Annotated in this window: 17 protein-coding genes and 2 tRNA genes; 4 read left to right on the top strand and 15 right to left on the bottom strand. The window is 42.3% G+C overall.

The annotated features are described in order from the left end of the window. Positions 1-167 precede the first annotated feature (167 nt). The 3 genes from ABIL39_09925 to ABIL39_09915 are packed head-to-tail and all read left to right on the top strand — an operon-like array spanning position 168 to position 5,154. On the top strand, positions 168-2,963 hold the full coding sequence (locus ABIL39_09925) for a hypothetical protein (protein MEO0166439.1): 2,796 nt from the start codon (positions 168-170) through the stop codon (positions 2,961-2,963). Further along, entirely contained in the window at positions 2,957-4,186 is a 1,230-nt protein-coding gene (locus ABIL39_09920) for an ABC transporter substrate-binding protein (protein MEO0166438.1), read from the top strand. The genes ABIL39_09925 and ABIL39_09920 overlap by 7 nt, the downstream gene beginning before the upstream one ends. A gap of 2 nt (positions 4,187-4,188) precedes the next feature. Continuing rightward, positions 4,189-5,154 (top strand): PH domain-containing protein, encoded by a 966-nt coding sequence (locus tag ABIL39_09915; protein ID MEO0166437.1) that lies wholly within the window; start codon positions 4,189-4,191, stop codon positions 5,152-5,154. 29 nt (positions 5,155-5,183) lie between these two features. Here ABIL39_09915 and ABIL39_09910 read toward each other — a convergent pair whose 3' ends face one another. From ABIL39_09910 to ABIL39_09870, 9 genes are read right to left on the bottom strand one after another with little or no spacing between them, the layout of a single operon-like run. Beyond that, positions 5,184-5,777 (bottom strand): zinc-ribbon domain-containing protein, encoded by a 594-nt coding sequence (locus ABIL39_09910; GenBank protein MEO0166436.1) that lies wholly within the window; start codon positions 5,775-5,777, stop codon positions 5,184-5,186. Next, a complete protein-coding gene (coaE, locus tag ABIL39_09905; GenBank protein ID MEO0166435.1) occupies positions 5,767-6,354 on the bottom strand; it encodes a dephospho-CoA kinase in 588 nt (195 codons plus the stop codon). The genes ABIL39_09910 and coaE overlap by 11 nt, the downstream gene beginning before the upstream one ends. Continuing rightward, complete coding sequence (gene fabF, locus ABIL39_09900) at positions 6,351-7,592, bottom strand: beta-ketoacyl-ACP synthase II (protein MEO0166434.1); 1,242 nt, start codon at positions 7,590-7,592, stop codon at positions 6,351-6,353. Before fabF ends, coaE begins: the two co-directional genes overlap by 4 nt. Beyond that, entirely contained in the window at positions 7,589-7,828 is a 240-nt protein-coding gene (acpP, locus tag ABIL39_09895; protein ID MEO0166433.1) for an acyl carrier protein, read from the bottom strand. Before acpP ends, fabF begins: the two co-directional genes overlap by 4 nt. Positions 7,829-7,855: 27 nt before the next feature. Beyond that, on the bottom strand, positions 7,856-8,581 hold the full coding sequence (gene fabG / locus ABIL39_09890; GenBank protein MEO0166432.1) for a 3-oxoacyl-[acyl-carrier-protein] reductase: 726 nt from the start codon (positions 8,579-8,581) through the stop codon (positions 7,856-7,858). Positions 8,582-8,631: 50 nt separating this feature from the next. Beyond that, the gene (locus ABIL39_09885) at positions 8,632-9,855 is read right to left on the bottom strand and encodes an endonuclease Q family protein (protein MEO0166431.1); all 1,224 of its coding nucleotides are present in this window, start codon (positions 9,853-9,855) and stop codon (positions 8,632-8,634) included. Continuing rightward, a complete protein-coding gene (locus ABIL39_09880; GenBank protein ID MEO0166430.1) occupies positions 9,852-10,619 on the bottom strand; it encodes a class I SAM-dependent methyltransferase in 768 nt (255 codons plus the stop codon). The genes ABIL39_09885 and ABIL39_09880 overlap by 4 nt, the downstream gene beginning before the upstream one ends. After that, entirely contained in the window at positions 10,600-12,063 is a 1,464-nt protein-coding gene (gene guaB / locus ABIL39_09875) for an IMP dehydrogenase (protein ID MEO0166429.1), read from the bottom strand. The genes ABIL39_09880 and guaB overlap by 20 nt, the downstream gene beginning before the upstream one ends. 40 nt (positions 12,064-12,103) lie before the next feature. After that, positions 12,104-13,780 carry a glycosyltransferase family 39 protein gene (locus ABIL39_09870; GenBank protein ID MEO0166428.1) on the bottom strand — a complete coding sequence of 559 codons (1,677 nt, stop codon included), beginning with the start codon at positions 13,778-13,780 and terminating at the stop codon, positions 12,104-12,106. A 142-nt stretch (positions 13,781-13,922) separates the two neighbouring features. On the opposite strand from ABIL39_09870, the gene ABIL39_09865 reads away from it, so the two are divergent. Next, a complete protein-coding gene (locus ABIL39_09865; GenBank protein ID MEO0166427.1) occupies positions 13,923-14,774 on the top strand; it encodes a hypothetical protein in 852 nt (283 codons plus the stop codon). 13 nt (positions 14,775-14,787) lie between these two features. Here ABIL39_09865 and ABIL39_09860 read toward each other — a convergent pair whose 3' ends face one another. The 6 genes from ABIL39_09860 to ABIL39_09835 form a co-directional block, all read right to left on the bottom strand. After that, positions 14,788-15,858 carry a radical SAM protein gene (locus ABIL39_09860; GenBank protein ID MEO0166426.1) on the bottom strand — a complete coding sequence of 357 codons (1,071 nt, stop codon included), beginning with the start codon at positions 15,856-15,858 and terminating at the stop codon, positions 14,788-14,790. Between the two features lie 28 nt (positions 15,859-15,886). After that, a complete protein-coding gene (gene queG / locus ABIL39_09855; protein ID MEO0166425.1) occupies positions 15,887-16,903 on the bottom strand; it encodes a tRNA epoxyqueuosine(34) reductase QueG in 1,017 nt (338 codons plus the stop codon). Positions 16,904-16,952: 49 nt separating this feature from the next. After that, positions 16,953-17,159 carry a hypothetical protein gene (locus tag ABIL39_09850; GenBank protein MEO0166424.1) on the bottom strand — a complete coding sequence of 69 codons (207 nt, stop codon included), beginning with the start codon at positions 17,157-17,159 and terminating at the stop codon, positions 16,953-16,955. 12 nt (positions 17,160-17,171) lie between these two features. Then, complete coding sequence (locus tag ABIL39_09845) at positions 17,172-18,791, bottom strand: penicillin-binding protein activator (protein MEO0166423.1); 1,620 nt, start codon at positions 18,789-18,791, stop codon at positions 17,172-17,174. Between the two features lie 172 nt (positions 18,792-18,963). Further along, positions 18,964-19,046: transfer RNA gene (locus tag ABIL39_09840), tRNA-Tyr, on the bottom strand. A gap of 3 nt (positions 19,047-19,049) precedes the next feature. Continuing rightward, positions 19,050-19,121, bottom strand: a tRNA-Thr gene (locus tag ABIL39_09835). Positions 19,122-19,426: the final 305 nt, after the last annotated feature.

Raw genomic sequence — 19,426 nt, 5'->3', positions numbered from 1 at the left:
ATGGCCTCCGCCATGATTTTAAAACAAATTGAAAAAGAATCAAGAGACAAATCCATTTTTATCACCCCCACCTTAATCCTCCCCCATCAAAGGGGGAGGAAAAAGTGAGGAGTACTCAGCACCTTCAATCCTTGACTCTCAATGGATTTTAGTTATAATCATAAGTCATGGTTTACACGCTATTGATCTTGTTTTTCTTCCAGGAATATTTTGGACAGAATAAAATTCAATATCGAGATTTTAACTTCATAATCCTATCTTCAGAACATTTTGATATCTATTTCTATGAAGGAGGGGAAACGATTGCCCATTTTGCCCAAGATGTGTTGGAAGATGGCTATGAGCAACTGAGCAAAGATTTTGGTATTGAGGTCGATTTCCGTATACCGGTCATTTTGTATAATGCACCCAATCATTTTTCCCAGACCAATGTCACCTTGGAACTGATTGAAGAATCGGTTGGCGGGTTTACTGAGATTTTAAAAAATCGTATGGTCATCCCCTTCAACGGCGATTATGAAGAATTTCGTCATGTCTTGGTCCACGAACTGACGCATGTTTTTGAATTTGTGATTTTCTTCCCATCGCGGCTGGAAGCGGTTCTCACTGGTGATTTGTTCTATTCCATTCCTTTATGGGTAATGGAAGGATGCGCCGAATACTTCTCCCAGGGTTGGAATCTGGAAGTGGATATTTACATGCGCGATCTCATAATGAACAATCGAATAATTCCCTTGGCTGAACTGGGCAATTATAATGGCTACATTATCTATAAAGAGGGACAGGCATTTTTTTATTACTTGGAAGTAAAATATGGCAGAGAAAAAATCAGTGAGTTTATTCATCTTTTGAAGTCCAAAAAAAATTTGGAGAATGCCTTTAGTGCAGCATTTGGCATAGGGGTTGAGGAGTTTAACAAAAGGTGGGTTAAATTCTATCAATTACGCTACTGGCCCAAAGTCCGGCTCTCAGAAAACTTTGAAAATTTTGCGCGGTTGGTCTACGACCACAAGAAAACCGGTTCTTTCTACAATACCTCCTCGGCGATTTCACCCAACGGCGACAAAATCGCTTTTATCAGCGACCGGCAGGGTAATATCGATTTGCTCGTTATCTCCAGTATTGATGGACGGATCTTAAAAAGACTAATTCGGGCAGAGTACTCTTCGGGTTATGAAGGTCTTCATCTTTACCAGGGAGGAATCAGTTGGTCTCCGGATGAACAATATCTGTGCTTTGCGGCGCGGGCTCAGGGTGAAGATGTTTTATACATAATAAATGTCCACAACGGTCGAGTTTATAAGAAATTTAAATTAAATCTCAATGGCATTTATTCCCCCCAATTTTCGCCCGATGGGACAAAGATTATCTTCAGCGGCCTTAAAGACTCCTACCTGGATATCTATCAAATAACCGTCACTACCGGCACCGTGGAGAAACTGACCAGCGACCTTTACGCGGATAAATTCCCAACCTTTTCACCTGAGGGAAAAGTGGCATTTGTTTCGGACCGCCCGGATTCAAACGAAGGATATAACTATGGCAGTTTTGGCGTATTTATTGGGGAAGGCAACGATTTCATCCGCATCACACCTCGCACAAACTATGTTGCCTCTCCATTTTTTTGCGGTGATACAGGCATTTTCTTTATTGCTGATTACGACTCCGCCTACAACATTTACTATTATTCCTTCAACACCAGCGCGATAGAAAAAAGAACAGATATTCTGACAGCGATATATTATCCATCAATCTCCAAGGATGGTCAGAAGATTGCCTTTTGCTATTATAATGACTACGGTTATGATCTCTGCGTGGTCAAGGAACCACTTAAAAAAATGGTAAAATGTGACTCGATTGAATCGCGTGGTGCTGAGAATTTCTACTCAGCTGGCAGCCCTGACGCTGCTCAGGTCAGAAAATATCGTTTAAAATTTACCTTGGACTATATCGTAGCAAGTGCTTCTTATTATACTCCTTTAGGTTTTTCAGGCATGACACAGATCGCAATTAGTGATATTTTGGGAGACCATCTTATTCAATTCAGCACAAATTTTTATGGCAGTTTAACTTCATCCGATATATTCTTTGTCTACTGGTATTTAAAGAAACGTCTGGACATGGGTTTCGCCTTCTATCAGTATTTGAATTATTTTGCGGATAGAAATGACTTGGTAATCTGGCGTTACCTGGGAGTGGGAAGTATCTTCCAGTATCCCTTCACTAAATTTTTCCGCGCCGAATTGGGATTATATAAGTATAAAATTTATGAAACAAGATGGTTTGATTTCTTCGATGATTATTATTCGGAATTTTATTCCGAAAACTCATTCAATTTCGCTTATCCTGAACTTTCTTTTATCTTTGACAATGCCAAATGGGGTGAGATTGGTCCGATCAATGGAGCCCGAGTCCGCATTACCGGTTATTCTACTCTCTTCAGTGATTTTGATGTAAAGGTGGGAGTTCTTGATTATCGCCGTTATTTCCGACTTTCGCCCCGAGCAAGTTTTGCCACCCGACTGGTGTTGGCTAGTAACTTTGGGAACGATGAAGAACTTTGGTCTATCGGTGGTCCGGGTTCTATCCGGGGCTTTGACCCTTATACCTTCACCGGCGCGGACTTAGGATTTTTCAATTTTGAGTACCGCTTCCCATTTATCGATCGATTGAAACTTGCTTTCCCTTTGCCGGTGGAGATAAGAAACATAAAAGGGGTGTTATTCACGGATTTGGCAGGTGTCTACTCGGATTCGTTTAAGGTCTTTGAATCGGCTGAAGGCTTGCTCCCCTTCCGCTTGAAGGATGTAAAAATGGGGCTGGGGTTCGGTTTTAGGTTCAATCTATTTTTTACTGTATTTAAATTTGACTTTGCCCGCGCCAATAACCTTCAGGACTGGATCGATGAGAAAGGTGAACGATCAAGATGGAAGATGCATTTTAGTCTCGGTCCTGAATGGTAAAACTCACTTCCCGGAAAAACCTTTTAAAGGGTCTGCTTTTGCTGGGTTTTCTGAGTTGCACCCGTCCGCAAAAGGGCGTGGTCTATTTTTGGCATGTGATGGGTGGACCGATTGGGAAGAGACTGGAACAGATGATTCAGGAATTTAATCAAAAACACCCTGAAGGAGAAATAAAATCCGTCCAGATGGGATCCTACGATGCCCTGGCTCAGAAACTGATGGGAGCCATCGCTTCTAATTCGCCCCCCACCATTTCTCAAATGTATGAATCTTGGACTGATCAATTCTTTAAAGCTGGCTGCTTAGAACCACTCCAACATTTTATTGAGCGCGATTCTTCCTTCGACATCTCCGACTTTTATCCGGTTTTCATTGAGGACAATACCTTTGAATCGTTGATTGTTACATTGCCCTTCAACAAAAGTCTTCCGGTGTTTTACTACAACGCCACAATTTTTGATTCTACTGGTTTAAAACGCTTTCCCGAAAATTGGGTTGAATTCCGGGAGGCCTGCACAAAGTTAAAAAAATTAAAAATCTGGCCCACCTCATGGCCGATTGATGTCTGGTATTTTGGGAGCATGGTCTATCAGGAGGGGGGTGAATTATTCAATCAGAATACAAAAAAACCCATGTTTCATTCTCCTGCTGGAGTGCGTGTGTTGGAATATCTGGTGGATCTGGTGAAGGACAGTCTGTTTTATCTCAATCCGGGATTTCAACGCCAGGACGAATTCTTAATGGGGAATGTCGCAATGATACCTGCTTCGATCGTCTCCTGGGCATTCTTGAAAGGCCGCCCTAAATTTAAGATGGCCGTGGCTCCTTTTCCTTATGGACGATATAAAAAGGTTGTGATCGCTGGGACGAATATCGGGATGTTCAAGAATGCTACCCCAGATCAGAAGAGACTTGCATGGGAGTTTATTAAATGGTTTTTAGCACCCGAACAGCAGGTAAAGTGGACAAGGGCAAGTTATTATCTCCCCACACGCAAGAGCACGATAAAATTACCAGAATTCAAGGAATTTCTGAAGGAAAACCCGGATTACGAAAAAATTATTGCACAACTTGAATTTGCTACCACCGAACCTAAGACGAAAGAATGGTTTACGGGACGGATCTATTTAAACGAAGCCCTGGAGGAGGCGATGCGGCTGGAAAGGACCCCTGAGGCAGCCTTGGATAATGCTGCAAAAAGATTTCTTGTGGATTTAGAGTGATTATGGATTTTAAACCAGCAAGACTTGATACACTTTCTCAGGTTACATCAATAATAACGAGCCTTTTCTTAATCGGTTTATCTTTTTTCTTTTTGATGAATCGGATTCCCTTCAATGGGATTTTTGTACTCATGATGCTCGCCATACCTTTGGTGAGCTACCTTTTGAGCCCTAAAAAGTATTATGTCCAAGGAGGGAACTTTGTCATTGAAAAAATGATTGGAAAGAAAATCTTTATCCCCCTGAGTGAGATCGAAAATGTTTTTGAAATAGAAGATTTTTATAAATTAAAGCCGCTCCGCGCCCTGGGAAATGGAGGGTTATTCGGTTATTACGGCATTTATACAACAAAAGATTATGGTAATGTCAACTGCCAGTTAACAAGGATGAAGAAGGTGGTGCTCATTAAAACAAAAAGAGGATATTATGCGATTTCACCTGAAAAACCCGAAGTGTTGTTAAATTGGTTTAATTCCTTAACAGGGAAGACCACAACAGGAGAAATACCGGAATCCCGAGCGCAAAGAAAAAAAGCTAATCCATTAATCCTATTGCTTCCGGATACGATCTGTGTCTCAATGTTGATCATGGTTATTCTTCTTTATCCGCAGTTACCCGATAAAATTGCCACACATTTTGATCTCCAGGGCAATCCGGATGGATGGAGTCCGAGGATTTCTTTTGTTTATCTGGGGATCATCCCCCAGGTGGTTATGTTAGCGACCACCGTGAGCGCATTTTTTATAATGCGCAATAAATTTCATGAACCTAAGGTGATTTATCTTTTAATAATCATGGTTTCGGTTATTCAACTCATCGTGGCATATACCTCTTTTGATATTTACTGGTTCAATGTACATAAATATCATCTTTTCTCTATGAATGAGATGTTCCTCTTTTTTACTGGACTATTTTTAATCCTGTTGTATCTATATTACCGTGCTTTGACAAACAAAAGGCTGAAATAAACCGATAAAATTTTTACCTTTGCAGAATATTATTTGAAAATTTCTTTCCCCTTACCCACAATTTTGTTCAATTGCTCCCGGAAATAGTCGGTGCTTTCTACAATATGTTTTGGGATTTGCTGACAATAATATTCCCAGGAACGTTTTATTTCCGGTCCTAAAAGTTGTGCAAGCGTTCCATCGCGTAAACCCTGTTCGACCTTTTCCTGATTATACAGAACTAAGTCAGAGGCAAGAGCCTTGGCAAGCCGGCGTGCCCGCTCATGCCATTTTTTGTCCTCCTCACTCATCTCGGGTTGGGGTGGTGGAGGAGGTTGGGAGACGACCACACCCACCTCTTCCGATGGCGCTTCTACTCTTGGCGGTTCCGGGATCTCTGTTTTGGGTGTCTCCACAACTGGAGGAGGTTCTACCTTTGGTGGTTGGGGTGGTTCTGGTTTAGGAGCTGGAGGTGGTTCTACTTTAGGAGGTGGAGGTGGTTCCACCTTTGGGGGTGCGGGCATTTCTTTTTTTATCAAGATTATGTTTTGACACTTGGGACATTTAACCTTCACCCCGGCTGCCGGAATTTTATTTTCGTCAACATTATACTTGGAATGGCAATTACTGCATTCAACAATCATTTTTTATCTCCTTCAAAATCCTAAGGCATTCTTTCTTAAGTTGCCCAATAGTGCCTTTATTATTGATGATAAATTTTGCTAATTTCGCCATTTCTCTTTCGGATTTTTGACTTCTCAAGATATGGGTGAAGATTGAAGAAGGGATGCCTTTTGTTTGGGCTCGTTCTCTTTTAAAAGCCAGAGGAGCTTTCACTAAAATTGGATAATCAATCTTTTTTAACAATTTGGGCCAATCAAAAAGCAGGGCGGCATCTATCACCACCATCCCACGCTTGATGCCTTCGAGTTTTTCATCTATCCGCGCGAGTAACCTCGGATGGGAAAGGCGGTTGAGAATTTTCAAATATCGGGGGTTAGAAAAAACGAGGTCTCTTAAGCATTTACGATTTATCTTCTTCCCTAAAAAGATTCCTTCACCAAAATACTTACGCAAATCTCCCGCAATCTCCTCTAATACCTGCCAGCCAATTCTATCCGCCGAAATATACTTCATCCCATATGCTTTAAACATCCGCGCAACCGTTGTTTTGCCAGCCCCAATATTCCCACCCACTCCAATAACCACGCGTTTTTTCATTCTTCATATCTTTTAAAGCATAAAGTCGCATTATGCCCACCGAAACCTAATGAATTGGAAAGGGCATATTCAATTTTTGTCTTTTTGGCATCTTTCAGAACAAAATTCAACCCTTCACACTCCGGGTCCGGATTTTCCAGATTCACCGATGGATGGAGGATTTGTTCGTAAAGGGAAAGGGCAGTGACCACTGCTTCAATTGCGCCCGCCGCACCTAAGGTATGGCCGATCATAGACTTGGTGGAATTGAGGGCAATGTTTTTCGCATGGGCACCAAAGAGGTCCTTAATCGCCCGGGCTTCAAATTTATCGTTCAGGTCCGTAGAGGTACCATGGGTATTGATATAGTCAATCGCTTCTCGTGGACAACCTGCTTCCTTTATTGCCCTTTCCATTGCCCGGCGGGCCCCTTCGCCTTCGGGTGAAGGAGCGGTGATATGGTAACCATCGCCGGTGGCACCAAAACCTACTACCTCTGCATAGATCTTTGCTCCGCGCTTCTTGGCAAATTCGAGTTCTTCGAGGATCAGGATTGCTGCTCCTTCAGCCATGACAAAACCATCGCGGTCCTGATCAAATGGTCGGGAAGCTTTCTGGGGTTCGTCGTTCCGCCGCGAGAGTGCCCGCATGTTACTAAATCCGGCAAGGGCAAATGGAGTGACCGGTGCCTCCGCACCACCAGTGATGATTACAGAGGCATTGCCTAATTTTATCTCTCTGAATGCCACGCCGATGGCATGGGCACCAGAAGCACAGGCAGAGACCGTTGTATAATTGGGACCTTTTAAGCCATAATGGATAGCAACATATCCTGAAGTCATGTCCGGGATCATCATCGGAATTAAAAATGGCGAGACCCGCGCTGGTCCCTGATTCAAAAATTTCACATGTTCATCTTCCCAAGTAAGTAAACCACCAATCCCAGAACCAATGATCACACCGATATCCGTCTTATCGTATTTTTCAAAATCAATCTGGGCATCCGCGACTGCCTCCAGAGTGGCCCAGAGGCATAATTGGACACAGCGGTCCAATCGTTTGATCGCTTTGGGATCCAGTTTGGTCTCCGGATGAAAGTCCTTTACTTCTCCAGCGATTTTTACGGTATGTTTGGAGGTGTCAAAAGATTTGATCAGGTCAATCCCACTCTTGCCCTGGAGCATATTCCTCCAGGTGGTGGGCACATCATTGCCCAGTGGGGTTACGGCACCAAGGCCAGTTATGACGACCCGCTTCATTGCGCTTTCAATTTCTCTTCTAAATAGGCAATCGCCTTACCTACGGTATCGAGTTTCTGAGCATCTTCTTCCGGAATTTGGATGTTAAATTTCTCCTCAAATGCCATTATCAATTCCACGGTATCCAGCGAATCAGCACCAAGGTCTTCTATAAACTTTGCATCAGGATTAACTTTTTCCGGTGGAACATGGAGTTGTTCCACAATTATGTTTCTGACTTCATCAAATATTGCCATTTTCTCTCCTTTCTTTTCTTTGATTATTTACATCACCATGCCGCCATCAATGGCGATCACCTGACCAGTTATGTAATCAGCCTGGTCGGAAGCGAGGAATAAAGCCAAATTGGCAACATCCTCGGGCTTGCCAAAGCGGCCCAGGGGTATTAATTTAAAATAAGCCTGTTTTACTTCTTCCGGTAATTTTTCCGTCATTCTTGTCTCGATGAATCCCGGAGCAATGGCATTAACGGTAATATTCCGCGAGGCGAATTCTTTTGCGCAGGATTTTGTGAAACCAATGATTCCCGCTTTGCTTGCGGCATAGTTAGCCTGCCCTGCATTGCCAATTAATCCGATCACAGAAGCGATATTTATAATCCGCCCAAAACGCTGCTTCATCATATATTTTACCACCGCCCGTGTCACCAGAAAGGTACCGGTGAGATTGATATTGATCACTCGCTCCCAGTCTTCCTTCGTCATGCGCAAAAGAAGCTTGTCATTGGTTATTCCAGCATTGTTCACCAAAATATCGATCCGGGCAAACTCATTGGTGATTTTTTCAACCGTGGCATTCACCGCTGATTCATCACCAATATCAAGCGGATAGAAATGCAATCCCAATTCTTGAGCAGTTGCCTTTCCGGATACCTCGTCCACATCGACGATAATTACCTTCGCCCCGTTTGTCACAAATTTCTTAGCAATCGCTGCTCCGATTCCACTGGCACCACCGGTGATAAGCCCTACTTTTCCGTCAAGCATCATATTGAATTTTATTTAAAATAAAACAAATGTCAATACATCATGGTTGCGCATTAAAATAATCCCAATTGGGTCTCGGCAGATGAAGGTGGGGAATCAAAGAGTTTTATCGTGCCAAACTCTCCATCATAACCCGGGTTTATGATCACCTTTCCCAATCTTGCTCGTTCCACGCCCATGGCTATTCGTTCCTGCGTATTATTTCTTAATTCTTCAATCGGGGTATTAAGCAGAATTTCAAATTCGCTGCCAAATATTTTGCAGAGCCGGAGATACTCGTTTTTAACGGCCACGCTCTCTCTACCCACACCCAATGCTTCAGCGATGATCTCCTCCAGAGGAATGAGATTTTTATAGGGAATGCTGTTTTCGGGCACGAAACCTTCGGGGCGGTCCGCGAGCATCTCGACCCGGTGTAGGACACCTATGGTAACACCTTTAGAGCATATCGGACAGATATTATTATTCATTCTCGCTTCCCGGGGAGATAATCTTACCTGACAACGCCGGTGCCCATCATAATGATATTTGCCTTCTTCAGGATAGAATTCAATAGTATAAAGGAATTTTGCCCGGTCTTTATTTTTCAAAACCTGCATTAACTCCTGATAATTTAGATTTTGGGCAAAGACATTTGCCTCGCGTCCTAGCCGGTTGGGCGAATGGGCATCTGAGTTGGAGATCAGTGTAAACCGATCAAGTGCGGATAACCGCCAATTCATCGCCGGATCCGAGGAGAGGCCTGTTTCTAAAGAAAAAACCTTCTCAACTAATGGTCCAAAGCATTCCTCCATCGAATCAAACCCAGAATTTGAGCCGAAGAGCGAAAACCAGGGTGTCCAGATATGGGAAGGGACGATGTAGATATCGGATGAGATATCAATAAGTGCCTTAAGCATTTCATCTGTAGCAAGGGATAAAGTAGGCCGGCCATCAACTTCCAATTTTCCGTATCTGCTGAGGTAGGCATTTACCCGTTCCACCGTGGCGAAATCCGGGGCAAATATGATATTATGAATTCTCCGCAACTTTCCATCTTTTGTGTAAATATTATTAACCTCAGCGGTAAGGATGAATTTGACTCCAGCGTATTCATAAACACCGTCCGAGAACTTGAGATATTCTTTTAATTCTTTTAGCCATTCTGGGTGGGTGAAGTCGCCGGTGCCGACCATACCTATTCCTTTCAACCGGGCATATTCGGTGATCTGGGGGATGGTCATATCCTGTGAAGTCGCCCGGGAAAATCGGGAATGAATATGTAAATCCGCAATCATGATTTTGTCGCCACCCCCATTATCCGGGAGTCCAGTTCCTGAGCAGGATTAAAGGTGAGATGGCGATAGAGATTAACATTGAAGCCGGCATCGGTTAGCAGCCTTCTTATTTCATCAAGGGGATAGGCCCGTTCCTGGTGGAGTTCTTTTATCGTGAGGTGCTGATTGTTCTCGTAGACATTGAGGGTCAAGCGGAGGGTGGAAATGCGCGTCTGGGGATCAAATGTATTATCCCATATTGAATGTATTGTACCATCGCGGCGCTCAAATACCTGATTTCCCCATTCCACCTGGAGGGCATGAATGGTATTCATATCAAAGATGAAAATTCCATGGTTTTTTAGATTAGTATAAACCGATTTAAAACAGTTGAATAATTCCTCTGGAGTTAAAAGATAGTTGAGGCTATCGTAGAGACAGGTTATTATTGGAACCGGCTCGGGGAGTGAAAAATTGCGTAAATCTCCTTTTAACAATCGCACCAAACCCTGACTGAATTCTGTTTCTGCAAAACGTCGGCGCGCAATCTCTAACATCCCCTCTGAAGCATCAAGCCCGATGACTTGGTAGTCTTTTTCCCGCCAGAGCTCAAGACATACCCCTGTGCCACAGGCAAGGTCTAAAAGCAATCTCTCTTCAATCTTATGCATCTTGATAATTCGCTCGATATAATTCACCCAGGAGCGATAGTTAATAAACGACATCAATTTATCGTAATAGGGGGGAATTTTGGTGAAAGGAGGACTAAATCCCTCTAATCTCATAATTGGGTGCCTCCTTGGTGATGGTAATATCATGAGGATGGCTTTCACGCAGGCCTGCAGGACTGATTCTGATATACTGGGCATTTTGCTGAAGGGTTTTAATATCCTTAGCTCCACAATAACCCATCCCGGATTTCAAACCCCCAATCAACTGAAATATCACATCCTTTACATGTCCACGATAAGGCACCCGGCCTTCAACTCCTTCTGGCACCAATTTTTTTGCAGCCTCTTGAAAATACCGATCGGCCGAACCGCGGCGCATCGCCGAGAGAGAACCCATTGCTCGGTATTCTTTGTACCGCCTTCCTTCCAGTAGAATCGTTTCACCCGGGCTCTCTTCGGTTCCGGCAAAAAGATTACCGATCATGACACTCGAGGCCCCACAGGCAAGGGCTTTGACGATATCACCGGAATACCTGATACCTCCATCAGCAATGACCGGAATATTATATCTCTTTGCTACCTTTGCACATTCCATTATCGCAGTGACCTGGGGCACTCCGATACCGGCAATAATGCGGGTGGTACAGATTGACCCTGGTCCAATCCCCACTTTTATCGCATCTACGTCCAGGTGCACAAGATATTCTGCTGCTTCTGGATTGCCTATATTTCCTGCCACGAGTTCAATATCGGGAAATTTTTTTCTAATTTCCTTTATGAGATTTATCACACTCCTGGAATGGGCATGGGCAACATCGATGACAATGGCATCAACCTCGGCTTCTACCAGTGCCGCTACCCGTTCCAACGTTCTTTTCTCCACCCCTACCGCTGCCGCGCACCGCAACCTCCCACCTTCATCAACTATTGCATTGGGATGTTCCATCTTTTTGACGATATCCTTAACGGTGATCAATCCCTTCAGGCGGCCGTTTTTATCCAGAATCGGCAGTTTCTCAATCTTATGCTTCTTTATTATTCTCTTAGCCTGTTCCAGGGTTGTTCCCTCCGGAGCGGTGACCAATTTCTCCCTGGTCATTACTTCCTTCACTCTTTTATTGAGATTATCTTCAAAGATTATGTCGCGGTTTGTCAACATCCCGACGAGGTGATAATCGTTATCGACAACCACTACTCCTGAGATTGCATTCTTCTCCATCAAATCTTTTGCCTCCCGCAGCGTCATATTCTCGGTCACCGTGATTGGATCCGAAACTATCCAACTCTCCGCTCTTTTCACCTTCCGAACTTCTCTTTGCTGCTCCTCAATACTTAAATTTTTATGGATGACGCCGATGCCTCCTTCCTGCGCCAGCGCAATTGCCATTGCTGACTCAGTAACGGTATCCATTGCAGCACTTACCAAGGGAATATTTAATTTGATATGCCGGGAAAACTTTGTGCGCACATCACAATCCCGGGGCAGGACTTCAGAATACTGTGGAACTAACAAAATATCATCAAAAGTTAGGCCTTCTTTTACTCTAAATTCTTTCATTTATTATTATAATAAAATCACCGCTTTTGTCAATCTTCATTTACTCAAATTTCTTTCTGAATATATAAATTTTTTGACTCACCGGATTCCAGTCTAAATTGGGAAAATCGGGATCAAATTTAAATCCGAGGATGTTGTATTTTCGTTCAAAGACCTTAACCAGAGAATAATGTTCTTCTTTAAAAAGAGTGCGTATGAAATTGCGGGCATTTACTTCTCCTACCTGATTATAGGGCATCTCCTCACATTCAACCTGTGTGATAACAAAATACTCGGGTTTATGGTGGAGGAGGGAATAGTAATCATAGTTGGTTTTGATCAATTTATAATACAATTGCTTTATTGCCTCGTCGTCCGTCTTCCCTACTGCATTGCCTTCGTTTGAGGGTAGTTCAATAGGTGGGGTATAACGAAAAGGCAAAACCGTCGCTGCACCCACACTTGTTTGGGCCGGAATATTTTTGAAAAACCAATCCGCTGCTTCCAATCGGGTATCGGGGTAGCGCATACGGTCAACCATCGCCTCGGTAAAAAGAAAGGTATAAATGAGGGCACCGGCTGAATAACCGGCAAAGATATACTGGAGATAACGATTTTTTATTTCTTGAGCCAAGCCGATGAGTGTGGTAGCAATAGCCAATGCCAAAAATGGTAGGGCTGGTAGGGAATGGCGGAGATGGGGAGAAGGCGATATTGTCATGATCAGATAAAAAGGCACCAGGAATGATAAAATTATTTTGTCGGAATTATTACGGCGTAAAATCACATAACCCAGTGCAACAAATGCCAGCAGGGCAAGCGGAAGGCGCAGGGAATAATAAATCATATAAGCGAAAGGTTTAAATGGATTGGTGGGATAATTGTTATAAGCCAATAGCCCTTTCTTACCAAAAATCCCCCCGAATTCATCAACATTTCCGAAAAGAAACTCCCGCCAGGAGAGTAGGGCATGGGGTGTGGTTAATAAAAAAACAATAAGCATTAGTGAAAATGTAAGGATCAGATTTTTCCAAATTATTTTTCTTTCTTTAATTAAAATAATCGCTATGAAGGTAAAGATTAGCAAAATGTTCATATATTTAGTTCCTAAGGCGAGACCAAGGAGGATACCGCTGATGATAAAATTGGATTGAAAAATCTTTTTTTTATTTAGCATTCGGGCAAGATAATATACTCCAACCATCTCCCAGAAAACTGCTGGGGCATCAACTACAAAGAGATGTGACTGGAAGACATGGGTAGGGAGGATAGCGAAGATGAATCCTGCAATCAAGCCGATTTGGGTATTGTATAATGCCTGGCCAATGAGATAGACCAACAGGGCTGTAAGAATGCCTTCAATACTTACCACTATCCGGCAGATGGTGTATATCCTTTGATAGTCATTGAGTGTTATCTTCTCTATTGGTTGCCCTTGGAGATTGGTCAATACCGGGTGGGCAAAATTTTTGATATAACCTAAAGCATAGGCTGACTTTATTGCGAGAAGGAGGGTATAATAGTGAAATGTCGGATTGATAAAGTAGTGCGGATTATAATCCCGGGGGTTTATCGTCAGTAGCATATTAATGACAAAAGCTTCGTCCTGATAGCCGGCTCGATAATATGGTTGCCGGGGCAGAGCCCAGTTAAAACCGCTGAGGCGGAGATATGCAGCAAGAATGATTATTAATAATAGTAATAAAAAGGTAATTTTCTGCTTTTTTATTTTGACCAAAAAAGCTCTCATAGATCAATCTCTGTTCAATAATATTTATTCAGGCAACAAAATCAAGATGAAAATTTAATTTTTTAACCTGGTTGCATTTTTATTGACAATTGAAATTTCTTAGTTATAATGTTTCATAACAAGGGGTTATATGAAAAAATTACTCATTCTTATACCTGTCTTTTTCATCGCGGCACGCGCCGATACAACAGTCGTCATCATCGGTACTCCATACGTCGGAAATTCTATCCCCTTCTGGGGAAATTCTTATGATGCCTGTAGATTCCAGGTTCTATTTTTGCAGCAGGAGATAAACACCTCCGGGAAGATCATTAGCTTTGCCTTCCAACCTACAAGCAACGCTGTCGGCGTTTACAATAATTTCCGTTTTTACTTCTGTCATACCACCGTCTCACAGCTCAGTACAGTGTTTGACGATAATTATGCGGGCAATACCCCACAGCTCCAGTTTGAATCTCCCTCATTTACTGTTGGTGGCGCAGCGAATAATTGGCTTGAATGGCCGGTCGATTTTCAATATGACAATAGCTCAAATCTTCTGGTTGAAATTCGTTGGAACGGAGATAATGGCGTTGCTGTCCCAATGTGGAGAACGGATGAAGCAATTCCGCGTCGGGTATATAATATGATTAGTGATAGTGCCTCCGCTGGGACAACCCAGAGGGGGAGTAATTATGTAAAATTGACTATTGATCGTGGCACAGGTAGTGAAGAGGTTATAATCGGTGACGAAAGGATAAAAAAGCTACTGATCGTTACACCAAACCTTGTGCGCAAAGGCAATAGGGTTTTAATAGAATGTACAACTCCAACTCGGTTAAAAATTTATGATGCTGCAGGTAAACTCATCAAGACATTTGATAATCCCACTAACGGTAGATTGATCTGGAATTTAACTGATTACAGGGGAAACCAGATAAGTGCCGGAGTTTATTTTATAAAGAACGATGTGCGCAGTGTGAGATTGGTGGTGATTGAATGATTTTTCCTGAGTCTTATTGGTAATAAAAGCAGCAGGCACGACAGACGGAAAAAAACTTTTTATCAAGAATAAGGGCACGGAGCTCTTTCATTGCCTGATTATTCCAACTATTGAAAAATTCTTTTTCTTTGATATTGCCCAGGATATAATCCGGACAGGATTCGATACTTCCATCCGGCAGGATGGTAGCGGTATTCCACAGTGCCCGACAATTACCTTTGTATACCTTATTAAATTCTTGGGGTGATTGATAATAGGCACGAAATTGGTCAAAATTGAAATTGGGAAATATCTCAATTATAAATTTGTCTTTAGGCAATTTATTGATTACCCCCTGAATTTCAAAAAAATCACCTAATGGTGGACTATAATGGCTTGCATAGCACCAGTAGTTTAAATCTTTTTTAATCTTATTTGCTAAAAATACCTCATGTTTTAATAATGCCTCTGCATCAAGATAGAGCGGATAGATAAACTGGATGCTATTTATTCGATATTCCTGTGCAATATTTATGATATCGTTCATCGTTTCTGGATGGGCAATATTTATTATTGAATTTATCTTCAAAATTGGTAAACGGCTTTTCAAATTATTCAATCTTTGAAGCCCTTTGATTATTTTATTAAAAGTTCCCTTGACCCCCCGAATTTTATCATGAGTATCCCCAGCACCATCGATTGAAATATCAATACGATTGACATTAAATTTTATAAGTTCTCCAGCATAATCCTCGAGGAATGTTCCATTGGTTGTGATATGAAGATATAAGTTATTTTTCTTTATGTGCTCAATGAGTTTTAGAATACCTTTATACACAAAAGGTTCACCTCCAGAGATATGAACTCGGGGGCGGAATTTTTTTATTTCCGCTATTATTTTTACCCAATCCGCATAATCCATTTCCGTTTCTACCCGGGCATATTTTTCAAAACACATCTCGCATTTTAAATTACATCTAAAAGTGGGATAAATATTGACTGTTTCCGGTCCCAGGGCATAAGTTTTGAGAAAATAATAACTAAAATTTGAACGCAATCTGTTTAATAAAATTGTTAGTGCATTCCTGGGATTAAGAATCGCCATACGCAATTTATTGACTAATTCTGGCATGCTAAAATTGGTTCAGTGCCCAGCGGGCTGTTTCGCGTAATATCCGGCTCTGCGAATTTATAAATTTTTTTATTAGATCAAGCGTTTTTTTATCCTTTATATTACCCAATGCAATAAGGGCATTTCTTTTTATTGCCTCAAAGTTTACCCAGCGGGCACTTATTTGATTATTTTTATATTTATTCCGGTAGGTAACTTCATCCATCTGTAGAATTTCAATAAGTGAGATATAAGAACCAACAATACCGATATCGGTCTTGGGGGACTCAGGTTTTATTTTCTTGTTAAACGGGCATACTTCCTGGCAAGTCGTACACCCGTAGATGCGGTTTCCCCAGACCCGGGCAATTGCATCAGAGATTACTTCCCGATGAGTAGTCAGACTCTGGATACATTTTTTTCGGTCGAGTATATAAGGCTCGATTATTGCTCCTGTTGGACAGGCTTCAATACATTTCCGACATTCTCCACAATCCATGTTTAATGGTTCATCCGGTTCCAGCACAAGATCGGTGATAATTTCTCCGAGGACGATCCAGGAACCATACACCGGGTTTATTATTATACTGTGCTTTCCATAATAACCAATTCCGCTCCTTTGAGCAATCGGTTTTTCTGCAATCGGTCCACAAGAGTAGGTTGCTACTTTTGCCTGATATTCATTTTTCAGCCACACACCCAATTTTTTTAAGCGTCTTTTTAGTTCTTTATAATAATTCCGACGGGTATAATGTGCCACCACCCCGTAGGGGTCACCAGGTTTCGTGGGATCGGGTTCTTCCGGGGTGAGATAAAACAAAAATCCACTGATGATCGACCTGGCGTCTTTTAGAATAGAGGCGGGATTACAGAATTTATCTATTTCCAGTTCAGAGACGAAATCCCGGTTAAGAAAGAGCCTCCGTGCTTGTTGGGCTCTTATCCTTTCACTTTCCTCGGAGAAAGGCGCTGCCGATGCAATCCTTACCTCTAAACCTAATTTTTGAGCAAATGCTTTTACCTTACGGGCGAGATCCATTTTTTAAAATGCCGGTCCGGCGGTTCGCGGTCGCTACAAGTGTTTAAGATTATTTAAGAAGAATGCCCAGCGGGAAAAAGACCAAATAACCCAAGACCAAAAGAATCGGTGCCAGGACGATATCACCAGCGCGCAATAAAATAAATCCGATTATCAACGAACCCAACCCAGCACCGAATAATAAGTAGTTCTTTTTTGTGAAACGCACTTCAATCAGTGCCTCGGCTTTTCTCTCCTTTTTTTCTTTTTTTGCCATAACCACCCCCATTCAATCAATCTTTATTTCGCTCAATTTCACAAATTCACCGTCTTTGATTGTCCAGATGTTAAAAGCACGCGCGTTCAGAAAGATCTCGGACAATCTACGGTGCAAGTTCGCCCTTTCATAGGTGGTCAGTTCGCGCAAAACCCAAAGCGTCTGAAAAAATTTAACCACTATTGGGTCTGTGCTATCCAGACCGTTTTTCTTTAACTCCTGGATTACAGTGCTATCTATAGAGGAAGTAGCAAAAAGCGCTGATTCCACATAGCGCTCACCCAGTCGCAAGACTTTTTCATGTTCAAACGATTCGATGCCCAACATTTTGATACCCTCAAGCCCATAATAATAGATCTGGGGCGCGGTATTGATGAGCATATCCGTATCCATTGCGAGAAAAATCGCCTCGGGGTTTTTTCTTTTTATCCGCTCCAACTCAGTCTTTAGTGTCACGGAATCTGGATTAAAAGATTCGACTGCCACGATTTGTCCATCGTTCTTCCTGATTTCCTCCACAAATACCCCGGCGAGTGCAGCATAGCGGGGAACTTCAGGGAAGAGCACGGCAAACCGGATTAAACCCAACTGGTTGAGACTATACCGTGCAATTCCCTTTGCCTGTTGTTCCATGGTCTGGGCAGGAGTGAAGATCATTGAAAGACTACCAAGCTTTAGATCGATATTTGTCGGCACAATAAGTGGAACACCCCGGGCGGTGGTATAACCTGCGACTCCTAAGGCTTCAATAGAAAATAAAGGTCCGATGATAAAATCGACTTTCTTTTCCTCAATCAGTTTTTGGACCGCGGCTATGGCCTCCACGGGATCGGATTTAGTATCCATTAAAATAATGGAAAATGACAGATAGTTATTATTTTCAAAAATTTTTATAATTTCTTTCAATTTTTGACCATAACGGGCATATTTTCCGGTTAGAGGTAGCAGCACGCCAGCAAACCTTGAGACTGCACCAAGTTCGCTTACCTTTTTGAAATCTTTAAATTCCTCTGCATAGGTAGTTTCAGGAAATCTTCGGGTTAAAACTTTAAAATCTCTCTCGGCATCCCTTTCTCGACCCGCTTTGATCTCCTCTCTTATCAAGTAATAGAGAATGTCTTCATCTATCGGCTCACCCAGGAAATTGCGATGCAATCTTTCAAGATTTTCCAAAGACATTTCCGCCAGCAACTGGATTATTTTTTTATATGCCGTCTCTTTTTCAAATTCATCGGTCGACTGTTTGTAGAATTTTATCAGATAATAGGCTGCCTTATAATCATTCAACAATTTCAAATGCGCATCGCCCAATAAACCCAGAATTTTTATCAGGTAATTGGAGTAAGGGTATTCCTTGACAAACCTTTCTCCATACAACACGGCTTTTTCAAAGTTGTTGATGCGGTAATAAGAGAAGGTCAACAGATATAATGCCGGTTCATAGGCTTGGGTGCCTGGGAAATCGCGCACCACCTTCTCCAATTCCACAATTGCCTTTTCGTATTGCTTGGTTTTGAAATGGTTATTGCCGGCTTCAAAATACTCGGCAGCTCTTTCAGCCGAAGGGCTGAATCGCGGAAGTAAAGGTCCGCAGGCGAGAAAAAAAAGGATTAATATCAGCACTTTTCTCATCAGGTAAATATTAACCAAAAATAATGAATTGTCAATGTTAGCGGTTACCACCCAAGAATTTCAAATTTATGCAAGGCTAAAGCCTTGCCCACGGGTTTTATCGTGCCTTCATAAGATATAAAAAATATAGAGAGGACTCAGTAGCGGTTTGAGGTTTGGGGTTTAGAAAATATGGGCAGGGAAGGATTCGAACCTCCGAAGGCTTGCGCCAGCAGATTTACAGTCTGCCCCCGTTGTCCACTTGGGTACCTGCCCTCAAGCCGGCGGCCAGATTCGAACTGGCGACTTGCGGTTTACAAAACCGCTACTCTACCGCTGAGTTACACCGGCGGAAAGAGACGATTTAATGATATTCAAATTTGAGTAAATGTCAAGATTATAATTTCTTGGTCCGAATCATACCTAACGGTTAAACCAGACTGCTATACGGTCATATAAGACCAAGGTATCTAATTCGGAGTGGCTGGGCTGCCTAATCTTTCTATTAATCATTCAGTGATTAAGTGGATAAAGAGGCTTACCCAGCCATTCTATTCCTCGCCAGACAAGTAGCATAATCAATCTGCTCACGCAACATATAATAAACAATGGTAGCAATCTTTCGCGCCAAAGCTACTTTTGCGATACCCTTGCCT

This window comes from candidate division WOR-3 bacterium (assembly GCA_039802205.1).
Lineage (GTDB): Bacteria > Hydrothermota > Tepidihabitantia > SM23-42 > JAOAFX01 > JAOAFX01.
The sequence above is the reverse complement of the archived record's forward strand: the minus strand, read 5'-3'. Positions and strand labels throughout refer to the sequence as shown.

What these genes read in the sequence shown, in the direction of transcription:
- ABIL39_09865 (MEO0166427.1), top strand. Translation starts at nt 13,923, where the DNA reads ATGAAAAAATTACTCATTCTTATACCTGTCTTTTTCATCGCGGCACGC.
- ABIL39_09925 (MEO0166439.1), top strand. Translation starts at nt 168, where the DNA reads ATGGTTTACACGCTATTGATCTTGTTTTTCTTCCAGGAATATTTTGGA.
- ABIL39_09880 (MEO0166430.1), bottom strand. Translation starts at nt 10,619, where the DNA reads ATGAGATTAGAGGGATTTAGTCCTCCTTTCACCAAAATTCCCCCCTAT.
- fabF (MEO0166434.1), bottom strand. Translation starts at nt 7,592, where the DNA reads ATGAAGCGGGTCGTCATAACTGGCCTTGGTGCCGTAACCCCACTGGGC.
- acpP (MEO0166433.1), bottom strand. Translation starts at nt 7,828, where the DNA reads ATGGCAATATTTGATGAAGTCAGAAACATAATTGTGGAACAACTCCAT.
- fabG (MEO0166432.1), bottom strand. Translation starts at nt 8,581, where the DNA reads ATGATGCTTGACGGAAAAGTAGGGCTTATCACCGGTGGTGCCAGTGGA.
- coaE (MEO0166435.1), bottom strand. Translation starts at nt 6,354, where the DNA reads ATGAAAAAACGCGTGGTTATTGGAGTGGGTGGGAATATTGGGGCTGGC.
- ABIL39_09920 (MEO0166438.1), top strand. Translation starts at nt 2,957, where the DNA reads ATGGTAAAACTCACTTCCCGGAAAAACCTTTTAAAGGGTCTGCTTTTG.
- guaB (MEO0166429.1), bottom strand. Translation starts at nt 12,063, where the DNA reads ATGAAAGAATTTAGAGTAAAAGAAGGCCTAACTTTTGATGATATTTTG.
- queG (MEO0166425.1), bottom strand. Translation starts at nt 16,903, where the DNA reads ATGGATCTCGCCCGTAAGGTAAAAGCATTTGCTCAAAAATTAGGTTTA.
- ABIL39_09910 (MEO0166436.1), bottom strand. Translation starts at nt 5,777, where the DNA reads ATGATTGTTGAATGCAGTAATTGCCATTCCAAGTATAATGTTGACGAA.
- ABIL39_09850 (MEO0166424.1), bottom strand. Translation starts at nt 17,159, where the DNA reads ATGGCAAAAAAAGAAAAAAAGGAGAGAAAAGCCGAGGCACTGATTGAA.
- ABIL39_09860 (MEO0166426.1), bottom strand. Translation starts at nt 15,858, where the DNA reads ATGGCGATTCTTAATCCCAGGAATGCACTAACAATTTTATTAAACAGA.
- ABIL39_09845 (MEO0166423.1), bottom strand. Translation starts at nt 18,791, where the DNA reads ATGAGAAAAGTGCTGATATTAATCCTTTTTTTTCTCGCCTGCGGACCT.
- ABIL39_09915 (MEO0166437.1), top strand. Translation starts at nt 4,189, where the DNA reads ATGGATTTTAAACCAGCAAGACTTGATACACTTTCTCAGGTTACATCA.
- ABIL39_09885 (MEO0166431.1), bottom strand. Translation starts at nt 9,855, where the DNA reads ATGATTGCGGATTTACATATTCATTCCCGATTTTCCCGGGCGACTTCA.